Raw genomic sequence first — 26,747 nt, 5'->3', positions numbered from 1 at the left:
GTGATTGCTTCGGTGTTTTCCCCAGTCTGGCGGACAGCCAACTGACAGCGGGGCGGCGCATGATAGCGCTCAGGTTCAAGTCAGGTTCCTTTCAAGTTCCTTCCCGTTTTCAGGAGACACCACAATGCGTCGCGATACCTTTCTGAAGTCCTTGGCCGCGCTGGCCGCCGCCGGCGCCCTGCCACTGTCGGCCCGGGCCGCTGCCAACGTCAAGATGATGATCCCCGCCAACCCGGGCGGCGGCTGGGACACCACCGGCCGTGCGCTGGGCAAGGCACTGAGCGACGCCAAGGTGGCCGACACCGTCACCTACGACAACAAGGGCGGCGCTGCCGGCGCACTGGGCCTGGCGCAGTTCGTCAACGGCTCCAAGGCCGACGCCAACGCGCTGATGGTCATGGGCTCGGTCATGCTGGGCGGCATCATCACCGGCAAGCCGCCGGTCAAGCTCGAGCAGGCCACGCCCATCGCGCGCCTGACCACCGAATACAACGTGTTCGTGCTGCCGTCCAATTCGCCGTTCAAGACCATGAAGGACGTGGTCGACCAGCTCAAGAAGGACCCGGGCAGCGTCAAGTGGGGCGGCGGTTCGCGCGGCTCCACCGAGCACATCGCCGCGGCGATGATCGCGCAGAAGGTGGGCGCGGACCCGTCCAAGATCAACTACGTGGCCTTCCGCGGAGGCGGCGAGGCCACCGCCGCCATCCTGGGCGGCAACGTCACCATCGGCGGCAGCGGCTACAGCGAGTTCGCCGAATACATCGCCGCCGGCAAGATGAAGGCCATTGCCGTCACCTCGGCCCAGCGCCTGCCGGGCATCAACGTGCCCACGCTCAAGGAACAGGGCATCGACGTCGAAATCGGCAACTGGCGCGGCGTGTACGGCGCCCCCGGCATCTCGACCGAGCAGCGCAAGGCACTCACCGACATGGTGCTGGCCGCGCTCAAGAGCGCGTCGTGGGCAGAGTCGCTCAAGAAGAATGAATGGACGCCGGCCGTGCTGTCGGGCGATGCGTTCGCCAAGTTCGTGGACGACGACTTCGCCAGCCTCAGGGCCATCATGACCAAGTCCGGCATGGTCTGAAGCGCACGGCGCGCCACATGCCTGCCGAATGGCACGCTGTCCTCGCAAGAGACGACAGCGTGCCGTTTTCAAATCCAGCTCCACATTCCGGGCGCAAAAAATGACAACTCCAGAACCCTCGGTCTCGCCGCCAGACACAGCGGCTCAAGCGGCGGCTGTATGGCCGCAAACCCTCGTCGGCGCGGGCGTCCTGCTGACCGGCCTCGCGCTGGCCTTCGGCGCCATCGGCATTTCTTCCGAAGCCGGCTACGGCGGCGTCGGCCCCAACTTCCTGCCCTGGATGGTGTCCGTGGTGCTCGTGCTCTGCGGCGCCTGGATCCTCTGGGAAGCGCGCACCGGCGGCTTTCGCGAGCTCGACGCGCCCACCGGTGCCGACCGCGCCTACTGGCCCGGCTTCATCTGGGTCTCGGCTGGCCTGCTGCTCAATGCGGCGCTGATCACCACGCTGGGCTTCATCCTCAGCTGCACGCTGTGCTACGTGCTGGCCGTGCAGGGGCTGCGCCGCGCGAGCGGGCAGGCCGGCGTGAATTCGCCGCGCACCTTCGCCATCGACTTCGTCACCGGCGTGCTCATCGCCGCTCCGGTGTTCTGGATGTTCACGCAGTTCCTGGCCATCAGCCTGCCGGGCCTCACATCGACCGGGTGGCTTTGATATGAACCCCCACGCTCATCACTTCGTGTATTCACTGCCCCCCGTGGGGGCGCAGGCCTCCCTTGGGACGGCCCGGCGGGAGGCCTGACATGGAAATCTTCAATGCACTGATGGCGGGCTTCGCCACGGCGATCACCCCGATCAATCTGCTCTGGTGCCTGGTCGGCTGTGCCCTGGGCACGGCCGTGGGCGTGCTGCCCGGCATCGGCCCGGCCGTGGCGGTGGCCATGCTGCTGCCCATCACCGGCAAGGTTGACATCACGGCCTCGATGATCTTCTTCTCGGGCATCTACTACGGCGCCATGTACGGCGGCTCGACCACGTCCATCCTGCTCAACACGCCCGGCGAAACCGCCAGCATGGTGACGGCGATGGAGGGCAACAAGATGGCCAAGAGCGGCAGGGCGGGCGCGGCGCTCGCCACCGCGGCCATCGGTTCCTTCGTGGCCGGCACCATCGCCACCGTCATCGTCACGCTGTTCGCGCCCTTCGTGGCGGAGTTCGCGGTCAAGCTCGGCCCGCCCGAGTACTTCCTGCTGATGCTGCTGGCCTTCACCACCGTGAGCGCGGTGCTCGGCAAGAGCACATTGCGCGGCATGACGGCATTGTTCGTCGGCCTTGCGGCCGGCTGCGTCGGCCTCGACCAGATCTCGGGCCAGGGCCGCTACACCGGCGGCGTGCCCGAGCTGCTCGACGGCATCGAGATCGTGCTGGTCGCGGTCGGCCTGTTCGCGGTGGCCGAAGTGCTCTACGCCGTGCTCTACGAAGGCAAGGTCACCGAGGGCCAGAACAAGCTCAGCCGCGTGCACATGACCAAGCGCGACTGGAAGCGCTCCATTCCGGCGTGGCTGCGCGGCACCGCGATCGGCACGCCCTTCGGCTGCATCCCGGCCGGCGGCACCGAGATTCCGACCTTCCTGAGCTATGCAATGGAAAAGAAGCTCGCCAAGGACAAGGACGCCAAGGCCGAGTTCGGCACCACCGGCGCCATCGAAGGCGTGGCCGGCCCCGAAGCCGCCAACAACGCCACGGTGACGGCCGCGCTGATTCCGCTGCTCACGCTGGGCATTCCCACGTCGAACACCACGGCCATCCTGCTGGGCGCGTTCCAGAACTACGGCATCCAGCCGGGCCCGCAGCTGTTCACCACCTCGGCCGCGCTGGTGTGGGCGCTCATCGCGTCGCTGTACATCGGCAACGTGATGCTGCTGGTGCTGAACCTGCCAATGGTGGGGCTGTGGGTCAAGCTGCTGAAGATTCCGAAGCCCCAGCTCTACGCCGGCATCCTGATCTTCGCGACGGTGGGCGCCTACGGCATGCGCCAGAGCGCCTTCGACCTGTTCCTGCTCTACGCCATCGGCCTGCTGGGCGTGGTGATGCGGCGCTTCGACTTTCCGACCGCCCCCGTGGTGGTCGGCATGATCCTCGGCCCGCTGGCCGAAGCGCAACTGCGCAACGCCATGTCGATCGGCGAGGGCAGCGCCGCGGTGTTCTTCCAGCGTCCGATGTCGATCACGCTGGTGGTGATCGTGGTGGCCGTGCTGGTGCTGCCGCGCCTGGCCAAGCGCATGAGCGAACGCAAGCTGAAGCGGCTGGCGCAACTGGACGCCTGACCTTTCTCGCGCTCTAAAAAAAAACCGGATGCCGCCAGCATCCGGTTTTTTCGTTTTCGGGCGCCGCTTTGCTCGCGTGCCCTGCATGCCCGACCTGCGCTACAGGCCGGCTTGCTTGGCGTGGCCCGCCGCGTGCGCGGGCGGTGGCGTCTCGGCCAGGTCGTCGTCCAGATGCGGATCCGCCGGCTGTCCCCGCAGCTTGCGCACGGTGCGCCGAATCCAGTGCTCGATGTCGTCGATGTAGGTGAACACCGCCGGCACCACCAGCAGGCTCAGCACGGTGGAGGTGATCAGCCCGCCGATCACCGCCATCGCCATCGGCGAGCGGAAGCTCGAATCGGCCGCGCCGAAGCCGACCGCGATCGGCAGCATGCCTGCGCCCATGGCCAGCGTGGTCATGATGATGGGCCGCGCACGCTTGTGGCAGGCGTCGCGCAGCGCGTCCCAGCGGCTCATGCCGTGGTCGCGGCGCGCCACGATGGCGTACTCCACCAGAAGAATGGAGTTCTTCGTGGCAATGCCCATCAGCATGATGAGCCCGATCAGCGAGGGCATCGACAACGCCTTCTGCCCGATCAACAGGCCTACGAACGCACCGCCCAGTGCCAGCGGCAGCGCGCACAGGATCGTCACCGGGTGCAGGAAGTCCTTGAACAGCAGCACCAGCACGATGTAGATGCACAGCACGCCCGTCAGCATCGCCAGGCCGAAGCTCGCGAACAGCTCGGTCATCACCTCGGCGTCGCCCACTTCGGTGACGCGCACGCCGGCCGGCAGCTTCACGATCGAAGGCAGCTTGGTCACCGCCGCCTTGGCGTCGCCCAGGCCCACGCCCGACAGCTCGATCTCGAAGTTCACGTTGCGCGAGCGGTCGTAGCGGTCGATTACCGCCGGGCCGCCTTCCATGCTGAGCGAGGCCACCTGGTTCAGCATCACCGGCCCGCGCGCGCTGGGCACCGACAGGCGCCCGAGCAGGTCGATGTCCTGGCGCGCCGAGTCTTCCAGCTTCACCACGATCGGCACCTGCCGCTGCGCCAGGTTGAGCTTGGCGAGCGACTGGTCGTAGTCGCCGAGCGTGGCCACGCGCAATGTCTCGGCAATGGCCGAGCTGGTCACGCCCAGGTCGGCGGCGCGCGCGAAGTCGGGGCGCACGGCGATCTCGGGGCGGATCAGGCTCGCGGTGGACGTGATGTTGCCCAGGCCGGGAATGGTGCGCAGATCCTTCTCGACCGCGCTGGCGGCCGAGGCCAGCGCCACCGGGTCCTCGCCGGTCAGCGCCAGGATGTACTTCTCGCCGGAGCCGCCCAGGCCCACCGTGCTGCGCACGCCGGGCAGCGTTTCCAGCGCGGTGCGGATCTGGTTCTCGATCACCTGCTTGCGCGGCCGGTCGCCGCGCGGGTCGAGCTTGATGGTCAGCGTGGCCTTGCGCGTCTCGGGCGTGCCGAAACTCGCGAACGGGTCGCCGCCCGCGCTACCGCCCGCCACCGTGGTGTAGACGCTCTTCACATGCGCGATCTGCATCACGCGCCGCCGCGTTTCCTCGGCCGCGGCCGTGGTCTGCGCCAGCGTGGAGCCGGGCGCGAGCGACAGGTAGATCTGCGTCTGCGAGTTGTCGTCCGGCGGAATGAAGCCGGTCTTGAGCAGCGGAATCATCGCCAGCGAACCGATGAAGAAGACGGTGGCCATCACCATCGTCTTGAAGCGGTTGTGGGTGCTCCAGGTCACCGCGCGCATGTACCAGCGCATCCAGCCGGGCTCGGTTTCCTGCGTGACGATGGGCTTGAGGATGTAGGCCGCCATCATGGGCGTGAGCACCCGCGCCACCACCAGCGAGGCGAACACCGCGAGCGAGGCCGTCCAGCCGAACTGCTTGAAGAACTTGCCGGCCACGCCGCTCATGAAGGCCGTGGGCAGGAACACCGCAATCAGCGTGAAGGTGGTGGCGATCACCGCCAGCCCGATCTCGTCGGCCGCTTCCATGGCCGCCTGGTAGGGCGACTTGCCCATGCGCAGGTGGCGCACGATGTTCTCGACCTCCACGATCGCGTCGTCCACCAATATGCCCACCACCAGCGACAGCGCCAGCAGCGAGATCACGTTGACCGAGAAGCCCAGCAGATGCATGCCGATGAAGGCCGGAATCACCGACATCGGCAGCGCGACGGCCGACACGAAGGTGGCGCGCCAGTCGCGCAGAAAGAGCCACACCACGATCACCGCCAGGATGGCGCCTTCGTACAGCAGGTGCAGCGAGCCGTTGTATTCCTCTTCCACCGGGTCGACGAAGTTGAAGGCCTCGGTCAGCTCGATGTCGGGGCGCTGCACGCGCAGGTCGGCCAGCGCCTTCTGCACCGCGTGGCCCACTTCCACCTCGCTGGCGCCGCGGCTGCGTGCCACCTCGAAGCCGACCACCGGCTTGCCGTTGAGCAGCGCGCCCGCGCGCGGCTCGGCAATGGTGTCGCTGATGCGCGCCACCTGGTCGAGCCGGATGCGGCGCCCGTCGCTCAGCGCGATCTGCATGTCGGCCAGCTGGTCGGCCGACTGCACCGTGGCCAGCGTGCGCACCGGCTGCTCGCTGCCGCCCAGGTCGAAGCGGCCGCCCGCGCTTTCGGTCTGCACCTGGCGCAGCTGGCGCGAGATGTCGCCGGCCGAGGCGCCCAGCGCCTGCAGCTTGACCGGATCGAGGTCCACGTGCACCTGCCGCGTCGCACCGCCCACGCGGTTGACCGCGCCCACGCCGGGCAGCGCGAGCAGCTTCTTGGTGATGTCGTTGTCCACGTACCAGCTGAGCGCCTCGTCGTCCATCTGCGACGACGCGATGGTGAAGGCCAGCACCGGCTGGCCCGCCAGGTCGAGCTTGGTGACGACCGGGTCGCGCACGTCCGCCGGCAGGTCGGCGCGCACGCGCTGCACCGCGGAGCGCACGTCGTCCACGGCTTCCTGCACGGGTTTTTCGAGGCGGAACTCGACGATGAGGGTGGCGGCGCCGTCCTGCACCTTGGTGGTGATGTGCTTCAGGCCCTGCACGGTGGCGATGGAGTTCTCGAGCTTGCGCGCGACGTCGGTCTCCAGCTGCGAAGGGGCGGCGCCGGGCAGCGACGCCGAGACCGTGACGGTCGGCAGGTCGATGTCCGGAAAGTTCTGCACCTTCATCGCGTTGAACGACAGCAGCCCACCGAAGGTGAGCAGCACGAACAGCATCACCGCCGGAATCGGGTTGCGTATGGACCAGGCGGAAACGTTCATGGCGTGTTCCTTGAGGGGTTACTTGGCCGCGGCGGCGGAAGCCGCGGCAGAGGCGGCCGGCCGGGCGGGCTGCGCGGACTGAGCGGGCTGCGCGGACTGAGCGGGCTGAGCGGGCTGAGCGGGCTGAGCGGGCTGAGCGGGCGCCTCCACCACGCGCACCAGGTCGCCGTCGTTGAGGAAGCCCGCGCCTTGCACCACCACCTGCGCGCCTTCGGGCAGCGCACTGGTGATCTCGATGCGGTCGTTCAGCCGGCGGCCGACCTGCACCTTCAGCTGCATCACCTTGTTGTCGGGCTTGAGCAGGAAAACGTTGTTGAAGCCGTCGCGCGGCACGATGGCGCTCTGCGGCACGGTGGGCGCCGCGCTGCGGCCGAGCTCGAAGTCGCCGCGCGCGAACATGCCGGCCTTGATGCCGGTGTTCTGCTGCACCGCGGGCAGGTCGACATACACCAGCGCCGCGCGCGTCTGCGGGTCGACCGTGGGCGCGATGCTGCGCACCTTGCCGCGCACCTGCGCGCCGCTGGCGCTCACCACGAAGGCGGGCGTGCCGACGGCGATGCGGCTCAGTTCGGCCGAGGTCACTTCGGCGCGCCATTCGAGCCGGCCCTGGCGGATCAGCCGGAACAGCTCGGTGCCTGCGGCGACCACGCTGCCGACCGTGGCGGTGCGCGCGGAGATCACGCCGTCGTCGGGCGCCAGCACCTGCGTGTTGCGCCCGCGCACTTCCTGCGCGGCCAGCACGGCCTCGGCCGCCTCGACGCGCGCCTTGGCGGTCTGCTCGGTGGTCTGGTACTGGTTGATCTGCTGCTGGCTCAGCGCGCCGGTGGCCTGCAGCGTGCGGGCGCGCGCGGCGTTGCCGGCGGCGTCGGCCGCGGTGGCGCGGGCCTCGGCCAGCGAGGCGCGACTCTGCGCGATGTCGGCGCGCACCGTCTCCGGCGAGAACACGGCCAGCACCTGGCCCTTCTTGACCACGTCGCCCACGTTCACGCGCACTTCGGCAAGCTTCAGCCCGTTCGATTCGGAGCCGACCACGGCCTCCTGCCAGGCGGCCACGTTGCCGTTGGCCGCGAGCGTGAGCATGAGCTCGGTGGTTTCGGGCCTGGCGACGGTGACGGTGAGCGCGGGCTTGGGCGCATTCGCGCCGTCCTTGGCGGCGGCCGTCGGCTCGCTCGCCTTGTCGGACGGTTTGCGCATGACGAAGAAGGCGCCGGCGACGACGATGACCAGCGCCAGCAGCGCGATGACGAGGGTGGAACGCTTCATTGTTTTCATGGCGACGTCGCGACCTTGGCGGCCGGTGGGGTGGTCATTGAGGACGATTCGGAAGAGGGGGATGCGGAGGCGGTGCGGTTCCAGCCGCCGCCCATCGAGCGGTACAGCGCCACCCAGGCCTCGGTGCGCTCGCGCTGCAGCGAGACGCGCGCCGTCTGCGCGGTGAACAGCGTGCGGCGCGAGTCCTCCAGCTCGAACAGGCTCGCCAGGCCGCTGCTGTAGCGGGCCTGCGTGGCGTCGAAGGAGGCCTGGTAGTTCTGCACCGCGCTGTCGGCGTCGGTGGTGCGGGCGTCGGTGGCGTCGAGGTTCACGAGCGCTTCTTCCACCTCGCGCACCGCCTGGCGCACGTTCGCGCGGTAGAGCGACACGGCCTCGGTGTAGCGCGCCTTGGCCGCGTCGGTGTTGGCCTGGCGCGCGCCGCCGTCGAGCAGCGGCACGGTCAGCGACACGGGGCCCACGGTCCAGGTCTCGAGCGACTGGCGGAACCCGCTCACGCGCAGTTGCGAGCGGCCGATGTTGCCCGACACCGTGAGCTTGGGATAACGCTCGGCCTCGGCAGAGCCCACGTCGGCGCTGGCCGAGGCCACGCCGAGTTCGGCCGCGTACACGTCCGGACGTTGCGAGATCGCCTCGGCCGGCACGCTGGCGATGCTGCCCACGGCCGGCAGCACGCGCTGCGTGGGCGAGGCCGCGAGCTTCTGCGCGAGCGTGGGTTCATCGATGCCGCTGAGGGCGACCAGCGCCTTGCGCTGTACCGCGCACTGCGCACGCTGCTGTGTCAGGCGGCCGGACGCGTCCGATGCGCTGGCGCGGGCCAGCGCGGCGTCGGCCGGTGCGGTGAAGCCCGCCTTCGCCGACAGCTCGGTCAGGCGCGATGTCTCCGAGCGGGAGCGCGCGTCCGACTCGGACACACGCAGTTGCTCCTGGCAGGCGCGCTCTGCGAAATAGGCATTGGCCGTTTCGGCGGCCACCGCCACGCGGGCGTCGTGCCACTTGGCGTTGGCGCTGTCCTGCTTGGCCTGCGCGGCGTCGCGGTCGGCGCGCAGGCGGCCGAACAGGTCGACCTCCCACTTGGACTGCAGGCCTGCCTGCAGCGTGGTGACGGGCGTGCTGGCCGACAGCTCGCTGCTGCCGGCACTGCTCCCGCTGCTGCCCGAGCTCGGCGCACCCGAAGAAAAGCCCGAGGTGCCGCGGCTGGCCGACACCGTGCCGTCCAGGCTCGGCAGCAGCGCCGCGCCGGCCTGCACGCGCGCGGAGCGCGCCTCGGCCACGCGCGCCGCGGCGCTCGCCACGTTGGGGCTCGCGGCCTCGGCGGCGGCGATCAGCTCCACCAGCAAGGGGTCGTCGAGCTGGCGCCACCAGTCGGCCAGCGACGCGAGCGACCCGCCGTGCGGCAGCGGGGCGTTCCATTGCGCGGGGAAGGGCGCGTCCACCTGCGCGGGCGGGCGCGTCAGCGAGCAACCCGCCAAGCCCAGGCTCAGCGGCAGGAAGAGGGTGGCGATCAGTTTCAGTCGGAGTCTTCTCATTTGTTGTGCTTTCTCTCGGCGCGGCGGCGGGCCGCTTCGGCGTCCACCAGCGCCAGCGCATAGCCCGTGAGGCGGTCGGCCCAGGTGTCGATGGCGCGCGGCGTGCGCAGCAGCGAAGGGCGAAGCGCCTCGATGAAGTCCTGGCTCACGTAGAGCTGCATCGACAGCCCGGTGATCGCGAAGGTCAGGCGGTGGATGTCGTCGTCCGCGCGGTCCACCTCTAGGTGGCGGCACAGCAGCTCGGCAATGGCGCGGTGCGGGCCCTTGATCTCGCGGTCGAGTTCTTCGGCCCAGCGGCTGGTCGGCTCCAGCATCTCGCGCATGTGCAGCTGGATGCATTGCCGCACGATCTCGCCCTGCTTGAGCGGGTCGATCATCGACACCATGCAGATGCGCAGCGTGTCCTCGAGCGGCTGGCCCGGCACCTTGCAGGCGGCCACCAGGTCGTTCGCGTCGCCGCCCATCGGCTCGCTGAAGGTGGCGGCGTACAGCCCGTCCTTGTCGCCGAAGTAGTAGCTGATGGCCGAGATGTTGACCTCGGCCTCGCGCGCAATCTCGCGGGTCGACGTCTTGGCGAAGCCCTTCTGCGCGAAGAGCCGCAGCGCCGTGTGCAGCAAGCGGTGGCGTGCCTCGGCCCCGTCGGCGCGCGGTGCGCGGCGCGGGGCCTGGGGGCCGGGTAGGAGGGGTTCGCTCGCGTTCATGCGTGGCATTAAACCACGCATGAAATCAAACGATTGATTTACTTAAGGCCTGCTGAAGGCCCGGGGCGACGGCCACCGCCTGTGGCTACCTGGTACGAAAAACAATCTCTTTCATCCGTTGCAGCCGCGGCGCAACAACCGGCACCGTGAGCATGGTGCTCGCCACCGCCATCAGCAGCAGGGCCGTGAACGCCTCGTTGGTGATGAGCGCCTTGTCCAGCAGCACATTGGCAAAGATGATCATGATCAGCGCCTTGGTCTGCAGCAGCCAGCCGATCAGCGCGCCTTCGCCCGGCTGCCAGCGCAGGATGCGTCCGGCCAGCAGCGTGCCGATGAGCTTGCCGCTCACCGACGCCACCAGCAGCACGCCCGCCGCCACGAACACCGCCGCGCCGCCCACCTCCCAGTTGGTGCGCAACCCGGTGCTCAGGAAGAACACCGGCATCACCACCAGCAGCACGTTGTGGCGCAGGCCGTCGAGGTGCTTCTGGTCGAACCAGTCGGCGTCCATCACCGCGCCTGCGATGAATGCGCCCACCATGTAGTGCAGCCCGCACCAGTCGGCGCCCAGCCCGCAGGCCGCCAGCCACACCAGGCCCAGGTACCAGCGGTCGCGCTCCGGAATGCGCACCATCAGCCAGCGAAAGCCCGCGCTCGCGACGGCGAACAGCACCAGGAACGCGAGCTGCCTGCCCACGCGCTCCCAGTCCATGAGGATCAGTGCCAGCACGCCCCAGATCGCGATGTCGTCCAGGCTCGCGTAGCGCAATATCCGCTGGCCGATGGGCTGGCGCAGGATCTGCAGCTTCTCCATGAACAGGATGAGGATGGGCAGCGCCGTCACCGCGCACGACATGCCGATGCCCAGCACGAACTGCCAGGTCTGCGCCTTTGCGCCCATCCAGCCGGGAAACGCCAGCATGCCCAGCGCGGCCACGCTGCCGAAGAGCAGCGGCACGCCGAGTGCCAGGCCGGCGGTCACGCCGCTTTCGCGCCGGTGTTCCCAGGCCTTGCGCAGGTCGAGCTCGATGCCCGCGATCCACACGAACAGCATCACGGCCCACTGCGCAATGGCATTGAGCGACTGGATCACCGGCGCGTTGAAGACGAACTTGTAGTACTCGGGGAACACCGCGCCGAGCACCCCCGGCCCCAGCACGATGCCGGTGACGATCTGCACCACCACCAGCGGCGCGAAGTATTCGGTGCGCCCGAGCCGCCACACGAGGTAGGGCGCAGTGAAGATGATCAGCATGGCGATCAGGAAAATCTCGGATGTGCTCATGGGGTCGTGGCCGCGAGGCCTGAAGGTCAAAGGGGGCGGCCGGAGTTTGTCATGAGCGCGGGGGCCGGCGCAGTAGAAGGGCAGGAGAAGCCGCGCCGGAGCGCTACGATGCCCGCCATGCCAGCCGCTCCCACCGCTCCGCCCGCCTTGCCCCTCGACGCAGAAGGCATCCTCGCGCTCGCAGCGCGCTCGATGTTCCATTTGTTCTCCAGCATCAGCCAGGGCATGTTCCTGGTCGACCGCGGCGGGCGCATCGTGTGGGTCAACGAGGGCTACCGGCGCTTCCTGCCGGCACTGGGCTTCTCGTCCATCGACCAGTTCATGGGGCACACGGTGGAGGACGTGATTCCCAACACGCAGATGCGGCGCGTGCTCGAAACCGGCGAGCCGATACTGGTCGACCTGCTCACCAACAAGGCCGGCACCTTCGTGGTCAGCCGCATACCGCTGCGCGCGGAAAGCGACGGTCCCCAGGGCGGAGCGGGCGACGTCATCGGCGCCATCGGCATCGTGCTGTTCGACCAGCCCGAGACCACGCTGCAGCCGCTCATCAGCAAGTTCGCGCTGCTGCAGCGCGACCTGGACGACGCGCGGCGCGAGCTCGCGAGCCAGCGCAACAACCCGCTCTACCAGCATGCCGCCGACGGCCAGCGCCGTTCCAAGTACACCTTTGCGAGCTTCATCGGCAGCAGTCCCGCGGCGGTCGAGGTGAAGCGCCATGCGCGCCGCGCCGCGCAATCGACCAGCCCGGTGCTGTTGCTGGGCGAGACCGGCACCGGCAAGGAGCTGCTTGCCCACGCCATTCATGCGTCTTCGGCGCGGGCCAAGGGCATGTTCGTCAGCGTCAACATCGCGGCCGTGCCCGACACCTTGCTGGAGGCCGAGTTCTTCGGCTTCGCGCCCGGCGCCTTCACCGGCGCCGACCGCAGGGGGCGCGAGGGCAAGTTCAAGCTGGCCGACGGCGGCAGCCTGTTCCTCGACGAAATCGGCGACATGCCGCTCGGCCTGCAGGCCAAGCTGCTGCGCGCGCTGCAGGAGGGCGAGATCGAGCCGCTGGGCTCCAACAAGCTCGTGCCCTTCGACGCGCGCGTGATCGCCGCCACCTCGCGCGACCTGCCCGAGCTGGTGCGGCGCGGCCAGTTCCGCGAAGACCTGTACTACCGGCTCAACGTGCTGCCGCTGCGCGTGCCGCCGCTGCGTGACCGGCGCGCCGACATTCCCGCGCTGGTCGAGGCGCTGGGCGAAGACATGGCGCTGCGCAGCGGCGAGGCCCCGCCCGAGCTCACGCCCGACGCGCTCGCCTTGCTCGCCGGCCAGCACTGGCGCGGCAACATCCGCGAGCTGCGCAACGTACTGGAGCAGGTGACCATGCGCAGCGACTCGCAGCGCATCGACGCCGCGCAGCTGGAGCGCATCCTGCGCGAAGCAGGGCTGGAGCAGATCGAGCTGCCCGCCGTGTTGCAGAACGCGCACGATGCCGACGAAGAAGCCGCGCTGCTGCGCCCGCTCGCGCAGCAGGTGGTCGAGCTGGAGCGCAAGGCGATCGCGGCGGCACTGGCATCGACGGGCGGCAACAAGCTGGCGACCGCGCGGCTGCTCGGGATTTCGCGGGCGACGCTGTATGAGCGCATGACGAACCAGTAATTGGCGGTGGCCGATGGCGGCCGGATATTGATCGACAGGGAGAGGATTTCCATGAAGGGTTTGCTGACACGACTGAAGGCGCTGGCCGGCTCGGGCGCCGCACCGGCCGCATCCACGGCACCGCCTGACGCGGAGGAAGGCGAGGGCGTGCTGATCAATGCCTACTGCACGCGCGCCGACGTGCCGGCGCTCGACTTCCCGCACACGCTGCATGCGCGCCGCGATCTTTCCGATCCGGCGCTTGCGGCGCATCTTTCGGGCTTCGTGGGCTATGTGCTGAGCAGGGGCAACGGCGAGATGTCGCGCAACCGCTATCACGTGATGCGACACATCCAGCGGGTACGCCAGCACCTGAGTTTCTCCATCGGCGAGTCGCAGCTCGACGCGTTTTCTGCATGGGCGGAGCGCGCGAACGCCATCGTGTTCCTGCCCGACGGCGGCATCCGCGACCCCAACGGCCGGGTGTTGCTCTCAGCCGCGGGCGAGGAGCCCGACCAGGAGGCCGCGATTCCCTATCCCGCCGAGGCATGGCAGCGAAAGGCGCGATCCGAGGCGCTGCTCGCATCGCGCGGCATGCCGGTGCCGCAGCACCTGCCGCCTCTTGTTTCGGAGCCCGAGTTGCGCCTGCGCACGCCGCAGGAGCTGGCGGGCAGGGCGTTCGCGCTGCTGGCCGTATCGGCCCGCGCCGAGTCGGTCGCGAGCGGCGAGCCGCTGCCCATGGACGACCTGTTCAGGCGGCTGCCGTCCGCGCAGGCGCACCTGTCGCCCGACGAGCAGGCCTTTCTTTCCGACGACGCGCCCGGCGAGTCGACGGTGGCGCAGTTCGGCTGGCGCTTCGAGTGCCTCTTCGTGCTCGAGTGGGCCTTGGGCCTTGTCCATGCACTGCCGTTTCCCGGAGCAATCTGCGACGTGCCGCTGGCCACGCGCCTGCTGCTGAATGCCGGTGACGTGGACGGCGTGATGCGGGCCGTGAAGGTGCGCCCGGACGGCGAGTTGCTCGATGCGCTGGACCTGCACTACAGGCTGCACTGGCTCGTGCGCCAGGCGCGCCTCAAGGAAGATGCGCCTCCTCCGGGCGTCGACGCCGGCGTCGTGCTGGAGCGGCATCGCGCGCTGAACTGGCTGGTTCGCTTCGAAGACCACGACTGGGACGACATCGACACGCCCACATGACGCCCGACAATCTCGCTTCCTCCGGCCATCCTCCTGTTTTGCATTCATGAAGACATCGATCCGTTCCCTTGTGCTCGTTGCGGCCTGCGCCACCGCCAGCTTCGCCAGCGCGGCGCCCGCGCCCCAGTGCGCGAGTGAAGCCGTTTCTCGCGCCAGGAAGCTGCTGACCTTCCACTTCGGCGAGGACGACCGCATCCAGATCGACCCCGCCGTCAAGGAAATGCCGCCGATCCGCAACCCCGCCAACAAGCAGCAGCAGTTCAAGGTGCTGGAGGTGTGGGGCTCGATCTACAAGGGCAACTACCGCATGCGGCTCATCTATTACGTGTCGGGCAAGGACTGCAACCTGATGGGCCAGGAAATTCTGGAGTACGCAAGCCTGTGAGCGTGCAAGCCCTGCGTTCCACCTTCGGCCCCAATTGCCACTGGTGCGGCCTTCCGATGGACTTCAGCGAGCCGTTCGGCCGACCTGAATCCGCCACCGTCGAGCACCTCGTCGACTCGACCTTCGGCGGCGTGCGGTCGCCAAAACACCGCCGCCTGGCCCACGCCGCCTGCAACCACGCGCGCAACGAGTTCCGCATGCAGGCCGAGCGGCAGTTCAAGCAATGGATCGCCGAGCGCCAAGCCTCCGCGAAAACCCTGACTGATAAAAAGGCAATTGACTGAAATTCAGACAGTGCAAGTGTTCTGATTCCAGTCGAAGTCGCCGTTTCTCGAATGGAGAAACGTTTGTTATCAATGGCTTAGCGCGTGGCACGAAGTGTGCAATATTCAGTCACCTCAATCAGGAGACAAAGAATGAACCGTCGCCACCTCGTCGCCCTGGCCGCACTTGCCGCCTGCGCAGCCGCCGCGCCCGCCTGGGCTCAATCCAACGAAATTCGCATCGCCCACATCTACAGCAAGACCGGCGCGCTGGAGGCCTACGGCAAGCAGACCCAGACCGGTTTCATGATGGGACTGGACTACGCCACCGGCGGCACCATGGCCGTCAACGGCAAGAAGATCGTCGTCATCGAGAAGGACGACCAGGGCAAGCCCGACCTCGGCAAGTCGCTGCTGGCGGCCGCCTACTCGGACGACAAGGCCGCGCTGGCCGTCGGCCCGACCGCCTCGGGCGTGGCGCTGGCCATGCTGCCGGTGGCCGAGGAGTACAAGAAGATCCTGCTGGTCGAACCCGCCGTGGCCGACTCGATCACCGGCGATAAGTGGAACAAGTACATCTTCCGCACCGGCCGCAATTCGAGCCAGGACGCGATTTCCAACGCGGTGGCCGTCGACAAGGCCGGCGTCACCGTCGCCACGCTGGCGCAGGACAACGCCTTCGGCCGCGACGGCGTGAAGGCCTTCGGCTCCGCGCTGAAGAAGGCCAAGCTGGTCCATGAGGAATACCTGCCGCCCGCCACCACCGACTTCACCGCCGGCGCGCAGCGCCTGATCGACAAGCTGAAGGACCAGCCGGGCCGCAAGATCATCTGGATCGTGTGGGCCGGCGCGGGCAACCCGTTCAAGATCGTCGACCTCGACCTGAAGCGCTACGGCATCGAGATCGCCACCGGCGGCAACATCCTGCCGGCCATGGCGGCCTACAAGAGCCTGCCGGGCATGGAAGGCGCGGCGTACTACTACTTCGGCCTGCCGAAGAACCCGGTGAACGACGCCATGGTGTCGGCGCACTACAAGGAATTCAAGTCGCCGCCGGACTTCTTCACGGCCGGCGGTTTCTCGGCCGCGATGGCGGTGGTGACGGCGCTGAAGAAGACCAACGGCGACACCAACACCAACAAGCTCATCAGCACCATGGAGGGCATGAGCTTCGACACGCCCAAGGGCAAGATGACCTTCCGCAAGGAAGACCACCAGGCCATGCAGTCGATGTACCACTTCAAGATCAAGGTCGACCCGGCGTTCGCCTGGGGCGTGCCGGAGCTGGTGCACGAGATCAAGCCCGAAGAGATGGACATCCCCATCAAGAACAAAAGGTAAGGCTCGCCCCCAGGCTGCGCGCACCTGCGGCCCGGCAAAGCCGGCTCCGCGGTGTTCTTGAAAGTTCAGCGATCCCTAGGCGCCGCCCCCCATTTCGCCCCGGATGGCCGCCGGGCGAAGCGCCAGCGTTCTCGCAGGGCGCGTTTCCACGGCCGATTCGTCAGCAAGCAAGCGTTCGACACACCTAAAAACAGGAGACAGCGATGCCAGCGATGAGATTCAACTGGAAGGGGATGGCCGCAGCCGCGGCCATGGCAATGGCGGCGCATGCCGCGACGGCGGCGGTGCCGCTGCCGGCGCTGGGCGCCAACCCGGCGGAGGTGAGCGTGTCGGGCCTGTCGGCCGGCGGCTTCATGTCGGTGCAGCTGCACGTGGCCTATTCGGCCACCTTCAAGCGCGGCGCCGGCGTGGTGGCCGGCGGCCCGTACTACTGCGCCGAGGGCTCGGTGCTCAACGCCACGGGTCGCTGCATGACGCACAGCACCAGCATCCCGGTGTCCTCGCTCGTGAGCACCACCAACAGCTGGGCTGCCAGCGGCACCGTCGATCCGGTGTCGAACCTGACCGGCTCCAAGGTGTACCTGTTCTCGGGCACCTCCGATAACACCGTGAAGCAGCCGGTGATGGACGACCTGAAGACCTACTACCAGAGCTTCGTGCCCGCGGCCAACGTCGTCTACAGGAACAACGTCGGCGCCGGCCACGCGATGGTCACCGACGACTACGGCGGCGCCTGCAGCAGCACCGCCGCGCCCTACATCAACAACTGCGGCTTCGACCTCGCGGGCGAGATCCTCACGCAGCTGTACGGGCCGCTGAATCCGCGCAACAACGGCGCGCCGGGCGGCACCTTCACCGAGTTCAACCAGTCGGAATTCATCACCGGCCACGGCATGGCCGCCACCGGCTGGCTCTACGTGCCACAGGCTTGCACCACCACGTCGTGCCGCGTGCACCTGGTGCTGCACGGCTGCAAGCAGAACTACAGCGACGTGAGCGACCAGTACGTGAAGAAGACCGGCTACAACCGCTGGGCCGACACCAACAACATCGTGCTGCTGTACCCGCAGACCAGCACCGCGGCCACCAACAGCTGCTGGGACTGGTGGGGCTACGACAGCGCCAACTACGCGAAGAAGTCGGGCCCGCAGATGGCGGCGATGAAGGCCATGATCGACCGCGTCACCGGCTCGGCCGGCGGCAGCGGCCTGCCGGCGCCGGTGGGCGTGGGCACCTCGGGCGCGACCGCCAGCAGCATGGTGATCGGCTGGGCCGGCGTGGCCGGTGCCAGCGGCTACAACGTGTACCGCGGCGGCAGCAAGGTCAACGCCGCGCCGGTCGCCGCCACCAGCTACACCGACACCGGCCTGGCCGCGTCGACCAGCTACAGCTGGACCGTGGCGGCCCTGAACGCGAGCAACGTGGAAGGCGCGATGTCGAGCGCGGCCACGGGCGCGACCACCGCAGGCAGCGGTGGTGGTGGCGGCACCTGCTACACCGCGAGCAACTACACGCACACCATCGCCGGGCGCGCCTACGCGCTGTACGGGCTGACCTATGCCTACGGCTCGAACCAGTCGATGGGGCTGTGGAACATCTACGCCACCACCACGCTGAAGCAGACCGGCCCCGGCTACTACGTGATCGGCAGCTGTTGAGGCCCTTCATGCGCACTTTTCCGACTTTCGATTTGCAATGACCAACGATGCTTGAGACCCGAGAACTGACCATCCGCTTCGGTGGGCACGTGGCCGTCAACAACGTGAGCTGCGCCTTCGCGCCGGGCACGCTGACGGCCATCGTCGGCCCCAACGGGGCGGGCAAGACCACCTACTTCAACCTGATCTCGGGCCAGCTCAAGGCAAGCGCCGGCACGGTGACGCTCGACGGGCAACTGCTGTCGGGCCTGTCGCCGTCGGCGCGCACGCACGCGGGCCTGGGGCGGGCCTTCCAGCTGACCAACCTGTTCCCCAACCTCACGGTGCTGGAGAACGTGCGCCTCGCGGTGCAGGCCACGCGCGAGGGTGCGCACCGGCGCGGCCTGAACCTGTGGAGCATCTGGAGCGACCACAGGGCGCTGACCGAGCGCGCCGACCAGATCCTGGCCGACGTGGCGCTGAAGTCGCGCGAGCACGCCACCGTGGCCAGCCTGCCGCACGGCGACCAGCGCAAGCTGGAGGTGGCGCTGCTGATGGCGCTGGAGCCCAAGGTGTTCATGTTCGACGAACCCACGGCCGGCATGAACGCGGCCGAGGCGCCGGTCATCCTCGACCTGATCCGCAAGCTCAAGCAGGACAAGACCAAGACCATCCTGCTGGTCGAACACAAGATGGACGTGGTGCGCGAGCTGGCCGACCGCATCATCGTGCTGCACAACGGCACGCTGGTGGCCGACGGCGAACCGGCGGAGGTGATCGCCTCGCCGGTGGTGCAGGAGGCCTACCTGGGCATTGCGAAGGAGGCCGCGGCATGAACACGGTCCCGATGAATTCGAATTTCTCCCTCCCCCTCCGGGGGAGGGCAGGGGTGGGGGCCCGCGGCCTTCACCTCGCAGCAGCCTTTCAAGCGCCGCTCGCCCCCATCCCAGCCTTCCCCCGGAAGGGGAAGGAGCAAGACCTATGAGCACCAACAACCTGCTGACCCTCGAAGGCGTGCACACGCACATCGGGGCGTATCACATCCTCCACGGCGTCGACCTCGCCGTGCCGCGCGGCCAGCTCACCATGCTGCTGGGGCGCAACGGCGCGGGCAAGACGACCACGCTGCGAACCATCATGGGCCTGTGGCATGCGTCGCAGGGCAGGGTGCGCTTCGGCGACAAAGAAATCACGACGCAGCACACGCCGCAGATCGCCGGCCTGGGCATCGCCTACGTGCCCGAGAACATGGGCATCTTCTCCGACCTCACGGTGAAGGAGAACATGCTGCTGGCCGCGCGCGGCGCGAAGAACGCGCAGCAGATCGACGACACGCGCCTGAAGTGGATCTTCAAGCTCTTTCCCGCGGTCGAGAAGTTCTGGAACCACCCGGCGGGCAAGCTCTCGGGCGGGCAGAAGCAGATGCTGGCCGTGTCGCGCGCCATCGTGGAGCCGCGCGAGCTGCTCATCATCGACGAGCCCAGCAAGGGGCTGGCGCCCGTGATGATCAACAACATGATCGATGCCTTCGCCGAGCTCAAGCGCAGCGGCGTGACCATCCTGCTGGTCGAGCAGAACATCAATTTCGCCCAGCGCCTGGGCGACACCGTCGCGGTGATGGACAACGGGCGCGTGGTGCACGCCGGCTCGATGGCGGCGTTTTCCGCGGATGCGCAACTGCAGCAATCGCTGCTTGGACTGGCTCTATGAAGTATTCGACGTATGTCTCCCTCCCCCTCTGGGGGAGGGTCGGGGTGGGGGCTCGCGGCCTTCGATGCAGTGCGGCCTTGCCAGCGCCGTCAGCCCCCATCCCAGCCTTCCCCCAGAGGGGGAAGGAGCAAGAGCAAGAGGGACCGCGCGCATGACCAAGATCGACTTCGACTGGAAGCCCCTGCTCCTCGCCCCGGTGCTCGCACTGGTCGCGCTGCCGCTCACCGGCTCCTTCTCCACCTGGCTCACGCTCACGGTCGCGGGCCTGGCGATGGGCATGATCATCTTCATCATCGCCTCGGGCCTCACGCTGGTGTTCGGGCTGATGGACGTGCTGAACTTCGGCCATGGCGTGTTCATCGCGCTCGGCGCCTTCGTGGCGAGCAGCGTGCTCGGCCTGATGGGCGACTGGACGGGCTCGGGCGAGCTGTGGCGCAACCTGGTGGCGGTGTTCCCGGCCATGCTGGTCGCGATGCTCGTGGCCGGTGCGGTCGGCCTCGCGTTCGAGCGCTTCATCGTGCGGCCCGTGTACGGCCAGCATCTGAAGCAGATCCTCATCACCATGGGCGGCATGATCATCGGCGAGGAGCTCATCAAGGTGATCTGGGGCCCGGCGCAGGTTCCGCTGCCGCTGCCCGAAGCGCTGCGCGGCTCGTTGCTCATCGGCGACGCGGCCATCAGCAAGTACCGCCTGCTCGCGGTGGCCGTGGGTGTGGTGGTGTTCGGCGTGCTCGCCTGGACGCTGGGCCGCACCAAGATCGGCCTGCTCATTCGCGCCGGCGTGCAGGACCGCGAGATGGTCGAGTCGCTGGGCTACCGCATCGGGCGCCTCTTCGTCGGCGTGTTCGTGGTGGGCAGCGCGCTGGCCGGCCTGGGCGGCGTGATGTGGGGGCTGTTCCAGCAGAACCTGGTGCCGCAGATGGGCGCGCAGGTCAACGTGCTGATCTTCATCGTCATCATCATCGGCGGGCTGGGCTCGACGGGCGGGGCGCTCATCGGCGCGCTGCTGGTGGGGCTGATGACCAACTACATCGGCTTCCTGCTGCCGACGGTCACGCAGTTCGCGAGCATCTTCCTCATGGTGGCCGTGCTGCTGTGGCGCCCGCAGGGCGTGTACCCCGTGGCCAACCGTTGAGGAGAAAGCCGTCATGTTCCTGAAACGACTTCTCTCCAACGACATGCCGCGCAGCCGCCTGCTGGCGCTGCTGCTGGTGGTGCTGTTCATCGCGCTGGCGTTCGCGCCGTTCATCTTCCCGGGCGTGAAGGCGCTGAGCGTCGCGGCCAAGATCCTGGTGTTCGTGGTGCTGGTGGCCAGCTTCGACCTGCTGCTGGGCTACACCGGCATCGTGAGCTTCGCGCACACGATGTTCTTCGGCATCGGCGCGTACGGCATTGCCATCTCGGCGTCGCGGCTGGGGCCCAACTGGGGCGCGGTGCTGGTGGGGCTGGGCGCGTCGCTGGCGGTCTCGCTGGTGCTGTCGTTCGCCATCGGGCTGTTCTCGCTGCGGGTGCGCGCGATCTTCTTCGCGATGATCACGCTGGCCGTGGCCTCGGCCTTCCAGACGCTGGCCTCGCAGCTGTCGGACTTCACCGGCGGCGAAGACGGCCTGACCTTCAAGATGCCCGAGCTGATCTCGCCGAGCTTCGAGTTCTCGGAAGACCCGTTCCTGGGCGTGTCGCTCGACGGCCGGCTGCTGTGCTACTACCTGCTGTTCGTGGCGGCGGTGGTGCTGGTGCTCGCGCTGCTGCGCATCGTGAACTCGCCGTTCGGGCGCGTGCTGCAGGCCATCCGCGAGAACGAGTTCCGCGCCGAGGCCGTCGGCTACCGCGTGGTGGTGTACCGCACCACGGCGGCCGTGCTGTCCGCGCTGTTCGCCACGCTGGCCGGCGCCATGCTGGCCATCTGGCTGCGCTACAACGGCCCCGACACTTCGCTGAGCTTCGAGATCATGATCGACGTGCTGCTCATCGTGGTGATCGGCGGCATGGGCACGATCTACGGCGCGGCCATCGGCGCGGTGCTGTTCGTCATTGCGCAGAGCTACCTGCAGGACCTGCTGCGCGTGGGCAGCGAGGCCGCGAGCGGCCTGCCATGGCTGGCCGCGCTGCTGTCGCCCGACCGCTGGCTGCTGTGGCTGGGCGTGCTGTTCGTGCTGTCCGTCTATTACTTTCCGACGGGCATCGTCGGCAAACTCCGAGCAAGGGCTGCGCGATGAGCGACCACCTCATTCCCACGTCGCGCTATGCGCAGCTGGCGGGCCGCGAGATCCATTGGCTCGAATGGGGCGCCGCCGACGCCCCGGTGGTCATCGCCTGGCACGGCCTGGCGCGCACCGGGCGCGACATGGACGAGCTGGCGCAGCACTTCGCCGCGCGCGGCTTTCGCGTGATCTGCCCCGACACCCTCGGGCGGGGGCTCAGCCAGTGGAGCCCGCTGCCGGACGAGGAATACACGCTCGCGTTCTACGCGCGCATCGCCAACGCGCTGTGCGACGAACTGCAGCTGGAGCGCGTGCACTGGGTCGGCACCTCGATGGGCGGCGCCATCGGCACCGTCTGCGCCTCGGGGCTGTTCGAGCCGCGCATGAAGGCGCGCATCGCGAGCCTGGTGCTCAACGACAACGCGCCCGAACTCGCGCAGGCCGCCATCGAGCGCATCCGCGCCTACGCAGGCCAGCCGCCCGCGTTCGACACGGTGGCCGAGCTGGAGGCGTTCTTTCGCACGGTCTACAAGCCCTACGGCTGGCTGAGCGATGCGCAATGGCGCCGCCTCACCGAAAGCTCCACGCGGCGCCTGGCTGACGGCCGTGTCACGCCGCACTACGACCCGGCCATGGTCCGCCAGTTCAGCGCGCACGACAACGACTACCTGATCTGGCCGCACTACGACGCCATCGAGGTGCCGGTGCTGTGCCTGCGCGGGGCCGAGTCCGACCTGGTGCTGCCCGAGGTGCTCGAACGGATGCGCCTGCGCGGCCCCGGCGCCGCGGGCAGGCTGCAGGTGATCGAAGTGCCTGCCTGCGGCCACGCGCCCGCGCTGAACGTGCCGGAGCAACTCTTGCCGGTCGAAGGGTTTATCCGCGCGGCGGGCGCCTGAGGCGCGGCGGCAGCACAATCGCCGCCGACCACCACCACAAGGCCTCGACCACCATGGCACTCTCGATGTACGACCTGTCCGTGCCCGTCTTCACCCGCGGACTCGGACAACTCACCCACCTGCTCGACAAGAGCCTGGCGCACGCCAAGGCCCATGGCATCGACCCGGCCACGCTGGTCGAGGCCCGCCTGGCACCCGACATGCTCACGCTGGCCGGCCAGGTCCAGCGTGCGAGCGACGCCTCCAAGCTCGGCGTGGCCCGCATCGCCGGCATCACCGCGCCGAGCTTCCCCGACGAGGAAAAGACCTGGGACGACCTGGTGGCGCGCATCGCGAAGACGCAAGCCTTCCTGGCGTCCGTGGAGCGCGCGCAGGTCGACGGCCAGGAGGAACACGACGTGGTCATCAAGGCCGGCGGTGGCGAGGCGCATTTCACCGCGCAACGCTACCTGCTGCAGTTCGCGCTGCCGAACTTCTTCTTCCATGTGACGACGGCCTACGACGTGCTGCGCCACAAGGGCATGCCGATCGGCAAGCTGGACTACCTGGGCAAGTTCTGAAGCGCGCGCGCCTTCACGGCGCCGTGACAGATTTCAAATTGCCGTGACACATGCGCACGCCCGGCGTGCGCCGCCAACAATCGCACCTGACCGCTGTCGGTCTGACACGAACGGGGGTTGCGATCATGAAGATGTTGTCCAGAAGGGCGTTCTCGGGGCTCGCCGCCGGGTCGTCCGCACTCGTGGCGGCGGCGGGCGGCGGCTGGCCGGTGCGCAGTGCATTCGCCGCGTCGCCGGGCCTGCGGGACTACGGCAAGGCCCCCGAATTCGCGGGCATCGACAAGTGGCTCAACTCGGAGCCGCTCACGCTGAAGGGCCTGGCCGGGCAGGTGGTGCTGGTCGATTTCTGGACCTACTCATGCATCAACTGCATTCGCACGCTGCCGCACGTGGTGCGCTGGTACGAGACGTACAAGGACCGGGGCTTCACCGTGGTGGGCGTGCATTCGCCCGAGTTCGCCTACGAGAAACTCACGCGCAATGTGCAGGACGCCGTCGAGCGCTTCCACATCCGCTACCCGGTGGCGCAGGACAACGGCTTCGTCACCTGGAAGGCCTACGACAACCAGTACTGGCCGGCCTTCTACCTGGTCGACGGCAAGGGGCAGGTGATGCGACAGCACTTCGGCGAAGGGGAGTACGCCGAGATGGAGGCCGCGATCGAGGCGCTGCTGGCGCGCAAGGCGGCGGGCTGAACGCGCAGGCTATCTATCGCTGCACTGCCTGTGTGGGCCAGCCCGCGAGGTTGCGTTCGGCGATGTTGGCCAGCGCGGTGATCCATGCCGGGCTGTCGTTGAGACAGGGGATGTAGCTGAAGGCCTGGCCGCCGGCGTGCATGAAGGCCTCGCGGCCTTCCATGGCAATTTCTTCCAGCGTCTCGAGGCAGTCGGCCGGGAAGCCGGGGCACACCACGTCGACGCGCTTCACGCCCGAAGCGCCGAGTTCCCGCAGCGTGGGCTCGGTGTAGGGCTCCAGCCACTTGGCGCGGCCGAAGCGCGACTGGAAGGTCACGCGGTACTGCGCCGGCGAAAGACCCAGCCGTGCCACCAGCAGGCGCGCGGTTTCCAGGCACTGCGACTGGTACGGGTCGCCCAGCGCGATGTTGCGCGCGGGAATGCCGTGGAAGCTCATCAGCAGCACCTCGCCGCGGCCTTCGGTCTTCCAGTGCCGCTCGATGCCCTGGGCCAGCGCGTCGATGTAGCCGGGGTCGTCGTGGAATTCGTTGACGAAGCGGAACTCGGGCAGGCGGCGCTGCTTGCGGGTCCAGTCGTTCACCGCGTCGATCACGCTGGCCGTGGTGGTGGCCGAATACTGCGGGTAGGCCTGCAGCACCAGCACGCGGGTGACCCCTTCGGCCTGCAGCGCGTCCAGCCGCGAGGCGATCGACGGGTTGGCGTAGCGCATGGCGTCGCGCACCGCCACGCGGTGGCCGCGTTCGCCGAGCCAGCCCGCCAGCAGCGTGGCCTGCTTCTGCGTGAACACCTTGAGCGGCGAGCCCTCGGGCATCCAGATGCTGGCGTACTTGGCGGCCGACTTGGCCGGCCGCACGCGCAGGATGATGCCGTGCAATATCAGCGCCCAGATGGCCCTGGGGATCTCGACCACGCGCGGGTCGCCCAGAAAGTCCGCCAGGTAGGGGCGCACGGCGGCGGCGGTGGGAGCGTCGGGCGAACCCAGGTTGCACCAGAGCACGGCGGTGCGCGGGTTGCTCGACGGAGCGGTCTCGGTGGTTGGTGGCATGCGATATTCTCGGGCATGACCTCCGCTCCCTCGGCACCGTCGGGCTTTGTGCCCCTCGATGTGAAACGCATCAGCGCGATCTCGCTGGACCTCGACGACACCCTCTGGCCGATCTGGCCGACCATCGAACGCGCCGAAGCCGTGCTGCAAGCGTGGCTGCTGCGCGAAGCACCCAAGACCGCTTCGCTGCTGCTGACGCCCGGCATCCTGCGCGAACTGCGCGAGGCCACCGCCAAGGAGCGCTCCGACCTGGCGCACGACCTGAGCGCGCTGCGCCGCGAATCGATACGCACCGCGCTGCGTCGCGCGGGCGAAGACCCGGCGCTCGCCGACCCGGCCTTCGACGCCTTCTTCGCGGAGCGCCAGCGCGTAACCCTGTACGACGACGCGCTGCCGGCGCTGAAGTGGCTCAGCGAGCGCTATCCGCTGGTGGCGGTCTCCAACGGCAATGCCGACATCCACAAGACCGGCGTGGGCCGGTGGTTTCGCACCGCCTTCAATGCGCGGGCGTTCGGCAGCGGCAAGCCGCATGCGCCGATCTTCCGTGCGGCGGCGGCCTCGGTCGGCCTGCTGCCCAAGGACGTGCTGCACGTGGGCGACGACGCGGAGCTCGACGTGGTCGGCGCGCTCAACGCCGGCATGCAGACCGCATGGCTGGTGCGCGACGAGCGGCCGTGGACGCACGACGCGCGGCCACAGCTGATCGTGCCCAATCTGCACGCGCTGTGCGTGGCGCTGGGCGCCTGAGCCTCAGTTGAAGACCGGGCGGAAGAAGCTGCGCTCGTAGCTGACGATGCAGCGGGTTTCTTCCGCGTACTTGAAGGCGGCCTGGCAGTCCGCGTCCTGCATGGAGTCGGCGCGGTACTTTTCGTAGGCCGCCAGGCTCGGGAAGGTAAACATCGCCAGCGCGACGTTGTTGACGCCTTCCGACGGCAGGAAGTAGCCGTGGTGCTGGCCGCCGAACTTCTCGACCAGTGGAATCCACAGCTTGCCGTAGTGCTCGAATTCCTTGAGCTTGTAGGCGTCGACGATGTAGCGCAGGTAGCAGGTGACCATGGGATGTTTCGGCGTGGGGGTTATCGAGAGGGGTGGCTGCGGCGATCCGCGGGCCTGACTATAGTTTCAGCCCCACCCATTTCAAGCTGTCGCGGCGCCGCGGCGCGCAGGAAACTCCAAGTGCACTTCTCCAACTGGCTCCTCTTCTGCGGCGTGACCTTGCTCGTCGCCTTCACGCCCGGCCCCGCGGTGCTGCTTGCCGTTTCGAATTCGATGTCCGTGGGCCCGCGCCGCGCCATGATCAGTTCGCTGGGCAACGCGATGGGGTTGTTCATGGTGTCCGCCGCCGCCATGGCCGGGCTGGGTGTGGTGCTCGCTACCTCGGCCCATGCCTTCATGGTGCTGAAGCTGGCCGGCGCGGCCTACCTGATCTACCTGGGCATCAAGCAGTGGCGCAGCCAGGGCAGCGTTTTCGCCGACCTGCAGGGCTCGCCCACCGCAGGCTCGCCGCGTTCGAGCTGGCGCCTGTTCGGCCATGGCCTGACGGTGGCGCTGACCAACCCCAAGGGCATTCTTTTCTTCTCGGCGCTGTTCCCGCAGTTCCTGACGCAGGACGCGCCGCTCGCCATGCAGTTCGCCGTGCTGACGGCCACCTTCGCCGCGGCTTCGGTGCTGTCGCATGCGTTCTACGTGCTGCTGGCGCGCCTGCTGCGCAAGCAGCTGTCGGACCCGCGCCGCACGCGGCTGTTCAACAAGGTGTCGGGCGGTGCGTTCGTGCTGCTGGGGCTGAGCCTGCTGCGCCTGCGCAACAAGACGGCCTGA

General features: G+C 68.3%; 25 protein-coding genes. 18 read left to right on the top strand and 7 right to left on the bottom strand.

All coding sequences use genetic code 11. From position 1 onward, the window contains the following. The first annotated feature begins 124 nt into the window (after nt 1-124). The 3 genes from AC1DJH_RS00885 (at nt 125) to AC1DJH_RS00875 (ending at nt 3,349) form a co-directional block, all read left to right on the top strand. Nucleotides 125-1,084 carry a tripartite tricarboxylate transporter substrate binding protein gene (locus AC1DJH_RS00885; protein WP_478184381.1) on the top strand — a complete coding sequence of 320 codons (960 nt, stop codon included), beginning with the start codon at nt 125-127 and terminating at the stop codon, nt 1,082-1,084. Nucleotides 1,085-1,184: 100 nt separating this feature from the next. Continuing rightward, nucleotides 1,185-1,736 (top strand): tripartite tricarboxylate transporter TctB family protein, encoded by a 552-nt coding sequence (locus tag AC1DJH_RS00880; protein ID WP_472119317.1) that lies wholly within the window; start codon nt 1,185-1,187, stop codon nt 1,734-1,736. A gap of 89 nt (nt 1,737-1,825) precedes the next feature. Beyond that, nucleotides 1,826-3,349 carry a tripartite tricarboxylate transporter permease gene (locus AC1DJH_RS00875; RefSeq protein ID WP_478184380.1) on the top strand — a complete coding sequence of 508 codons (1,524 nt, stop codon included), beginning with the start codon at nt 1,826-1,828 and terminating at the stop codon, nt 3,347-3,349. A gap of 99 nt (nt 3,350-3,448) precedes the next feature. On the opposite strand, the gene AC1DJH_RS00870 is transcribed toward AC1DJH_RS00875, so the two are convergent. The 5 genes from AC1DJH_RS00870 to AC1DJH_RS00850 all read right to left on the bottom strand — a co-directional run bounded on the left by AC1DJH_RS00870 (nt 3,449) and on the right by AC1DJH_RS00850 (nt 11,379). Then, nucleotides 3,449-6,595 (bottom strand): efflux RND transporter permease subunit, encoded by a 3,147-nt coding sequence (locus AC1DJH_RS00870; protein WP_472119323.1) that lies wholly within the window; start codon nt 6,593-6,595, stop codon nt 3,449-3,451. Nucleotides 6,596-6,613: 18 nt separating this feature from the next. Further along, nucleotides 6,614-7,867 carry an efflux RND transporter periplasmic adaptor subunit gene (locus AC1DJH_RS00865; RefSeq protein ID WP_478184379.1) on the bottom strand — a complete coding sequence of 418 codons (1,254 nt, stop codon included), beginning with the start codon at nt 7,865-7,867 and terminating at the stop codon, nt 6,614-6,616. Next, entirely contained in the window at nt 7,864-9,393 is a 1,530-nt protein-coding gene (locus tag AC1DJH_RS00860) for an efflux transporter outer membrane subunit (RefSeq protein ID WP_478184378.1), read from the bottom strand. Before AC1DJH_RS00860 ends, AC1DJH_RS00865 begins: the two co-directional genes overlap by 4 nt. After that, nucleotides 9,390-10,094, bottom strand: coding sequence for a TetR/AcrR family transcriptional regulator (locus AC1DJH_RS00855; RefSeq protein WP_478184377.1), 705 nt, complete (start codon nt 10,092-10,094; stop codon nt 9,390-9,392). The genes AC1DJH_RS00860 and AC1DJH_RS00855 overlap by 4 nt, the downstream gene beginning before the upstream one ends. 85 nt (nt 10,095-10,179) lie before the next feature. Then, nucleotides 10,180-11,379, bottom strand: coding sequence for a cation:proton antiporter (locus AC1DJH_RS00850; RefSeq protein ID WP_478184376.1), 1,200 nt, complete (start codon nt 11,377-11,379; stop codon nt 10,180-10,182). Nucleotides 11,380-11,487: 108 nt separating this feature from the next. Between AC1DJH_RS00850 and AC1DJH_RS00845 the strand changes: the two genes are divergently transcribed. The 13 genes from AC1DJH_RS00845 to AC1DJH_RS00785 all read left to right on the top strand — a co-directional run bounded on the left by AC1DJH_RS00845 (nt 11,488) and on the right by AC1DJH_RS00785 (nt 23,884). Further along, complete coding sequence (locus AC1DJH_RS00845) at nt 11,488-13,023, top strand: sigma-54 interaction domain-containing protein (RefSeq protein ID WP_478184375.1); 1,536 nt, start codon at nt 11,488-11,490, stop codon at nt 13,021-13,023. Nucleotides 13,024-13,074: 51 nt separating this feature from the next. Then, nucleotides 13,075-14,196, top strand: a complete 1,122-nt coding sequence (locus AC1DJH_RS00840) for a DUF4272 domain-containing protein (RefSeq protein ID WP_478184374.1) — start codon at nt 13,075-13,077, stop codon at nt 14,194-14,196. Between the two features lie 46 nt (nt 14,197-14,242). Further along, on the top strand, nt 14,243-14,581 hold the full coding sequence (locus AC1DJH_RS00835; protein ID WP_472119341.1) for a hypothetical protein: 339 nt from the start codon (nt 14,243-14,245) through the stop codon (nt 14,579-14,581). 56 nt (nt 14,582-14,637) lie between these two features. Beyond that, nucleotides 14,638-14,865, top strand: a complete 228-nt coding sequence (locus AC1DJH_RS00830) for a hypothetical protein (RefSeq protein WP_478184373.1) — start codon at nt 14,638-14,640, stop codon at nt 14,863-14,865. 132 nt (nt 14,866-14,997) lie between these two features. Then, complete coding sequence (locus tag AC1DJH_RS00825) at nt 14,998-16,185, top strand: substrate-binding domain-containing protein (RefSeq protein WP_472119348.1); 1,188 nt, start codon at nt 14,998-15,000, stop codon at nt 16,183-16,185. A gap of 203 nt (nt 16,186-16,388) precedes the next feature. Then, entirely contained in the window at nt 16,389-17,843 is a 1,455-nt protein-coding gene (locus AC1DJH_RS00820; RefSeq protein ID WP_478184372.1) for an extracellular catalytic domain type 2 short-chain-length polyhydroxyalkanoate depolymerase, read from the top strand. Between the two features lie 47 nt (nt 17,844-17,890). Beyond that, nucleotides 17,891-18,658 carry an ABC transporter ATP-binding protein gene (locus AC1DJH_RS00815; RefSeq protein ID WP_435483583.1) on the top strand — a complete coding sequence of 256 codons (768 nt, stop codon included), beginning with the start codon at nt 17,891-17,893 and terminating at the stop codon, nt 18,656-18,658. 145 nt (nt 18,659-18,803) lie between these two features. Beyond that, nucleotides 18,804-19,532 (top strand): ABC transporter ATP-binding protein, encoded by a 729-nt coding sequence (locus tag AC1DJH_RS00810; RefSeq protein WP_478184371.1) that lies wholly within the window; start codon nt 18,804-18,806, stop codon nt 19,530-19,532. Nucleotides 19,533-19,683: 151 nt separating this feature from the next. Then, a complete protein-coding gene (locus AC1DJH_RS00805; protein ID WP_435483585.1) occupies nt 19,684-20,667 on the top strand; it encodes a branched-chain amino acid ABC transporter permease in 984 nt (327 codons plus the stop codon). A gap of 13 nt (nt 20,668-20,680) precedes the next feature. After that, a complete protein-coding gene (locus tag AC1DJH_RS00800) occupies nt 20,681-21,748 on the top strand; it encodes a branched-chain amino acid ABC transporter permease (protein WP_478184370.1) in 1,068 nt (355 codons plus the stop codon). Then, nucleotides 21,745-22,629, top strand: a complete 885-nt coding sequence (locus AC1DJH_RS00795; RefSeq protein ID WP_478184369.1) for an alpha/beta fold hydrolase — start codon at nt 21,745-21,747, stop codon at nt 22,627-22,629. Before AC1DJH_RS00800 ends, AC1DJH_RS00795 begins: the two co-directional genes overlap by 4 nt. A gap of 53 nt (nt 22,630-22,682) precedes the next feature. Continuing rightward, on the top strand, nt 22,683-23,189 hold the full coding sequence (locus AC1DJH_RS00790) for a DUF1993 domain-containing protein (RefSeq protein ID WP_478184368.1): 507 nt from the start codon (nt 22,683-22,685) through the stop codon (nt 23,187-23,189). A gap of 131 nt (nt 23,190-23,320) precedes the next feature. Then, nucleotides 23,321-23,884, top strand: coding sequence for a thioredoxin family protein (locus tag AC1DJH_RS00785; RefSeq protein ID WP_478184367.1), 564 nt, complete (start codon nt 23,321-23,323; stop codon nt 23,882-23,884). A 13-nt stretch (nt 23,885-23,897) separates the two neighbouring features. Here AC1DJH_RS00785 and hemH read toward each other — a convergent pair whose 3' ends face one another. After that, nucleotides 23,898-24,929, bottom strand: coding sequence for a ferrochelatase (gene hemH / locus AC1DJH_RS00780; RefSeq protein ID WP_472119362.1), 1,032 nt, complete (start codon nt 24,927-24,929; stop codon nt 23,898-23,900). Nucleotides 24,930-24,944: 15 nt separating this feature from the next. Between hemH and AC1DJH_RS00775 the strand changes: the two genes are divergently transcribed. Then, nucleotides 24,945-25,676, top strand: coding sequence for an HAD family hydrolase (locus tag AC1DJH_RS00775; protein ID WP_472119364.1), 732 nt, complete (start codon nt 24,945-24,947; stop codon nt 25,674-25,676). 3 nt (nt 25,677-25,679) lie between these two features. Here the strand turns inward: AC1DJH_RS00775 and AC1DJH_RS00770 are convergent, their stop codons facing one another. Next, nucleotides 25,680-25,985, bottom strand: a complete 306-nt coding sequence (locus tag AC1DJH_RS00770; protein ID WP_435483591.1) for an NIPSNAP family protein — start codon at nt 25,983-25,985, stop codon at nt 25,680-25,682. A gap of 120 nt (nt 25,986-26,105) precedes the next feature. Between AC1DJH_RS00770 and AC1DJH_RS00765 the strand changes: the two genes are divergently transcribed. Beyond that, nucleotides 26,106-26,747, top strand: coding sequence for a LysE family translocator (locus AC1DJH_RS00765; RefSeq protein WP_478184366.1), 642 nt, complete (start codon nt 26,106-26,108; stop codon nt 26,745-26,747).

This window comes from Variovorax sp. 10N412 (genome assembly GCF_056394985.1).
The sequence above is the reverse complement of the archived record's forward strand: the minus strand, read 5'-3'. Positions and strand labels throughout refer to the sequence as shown.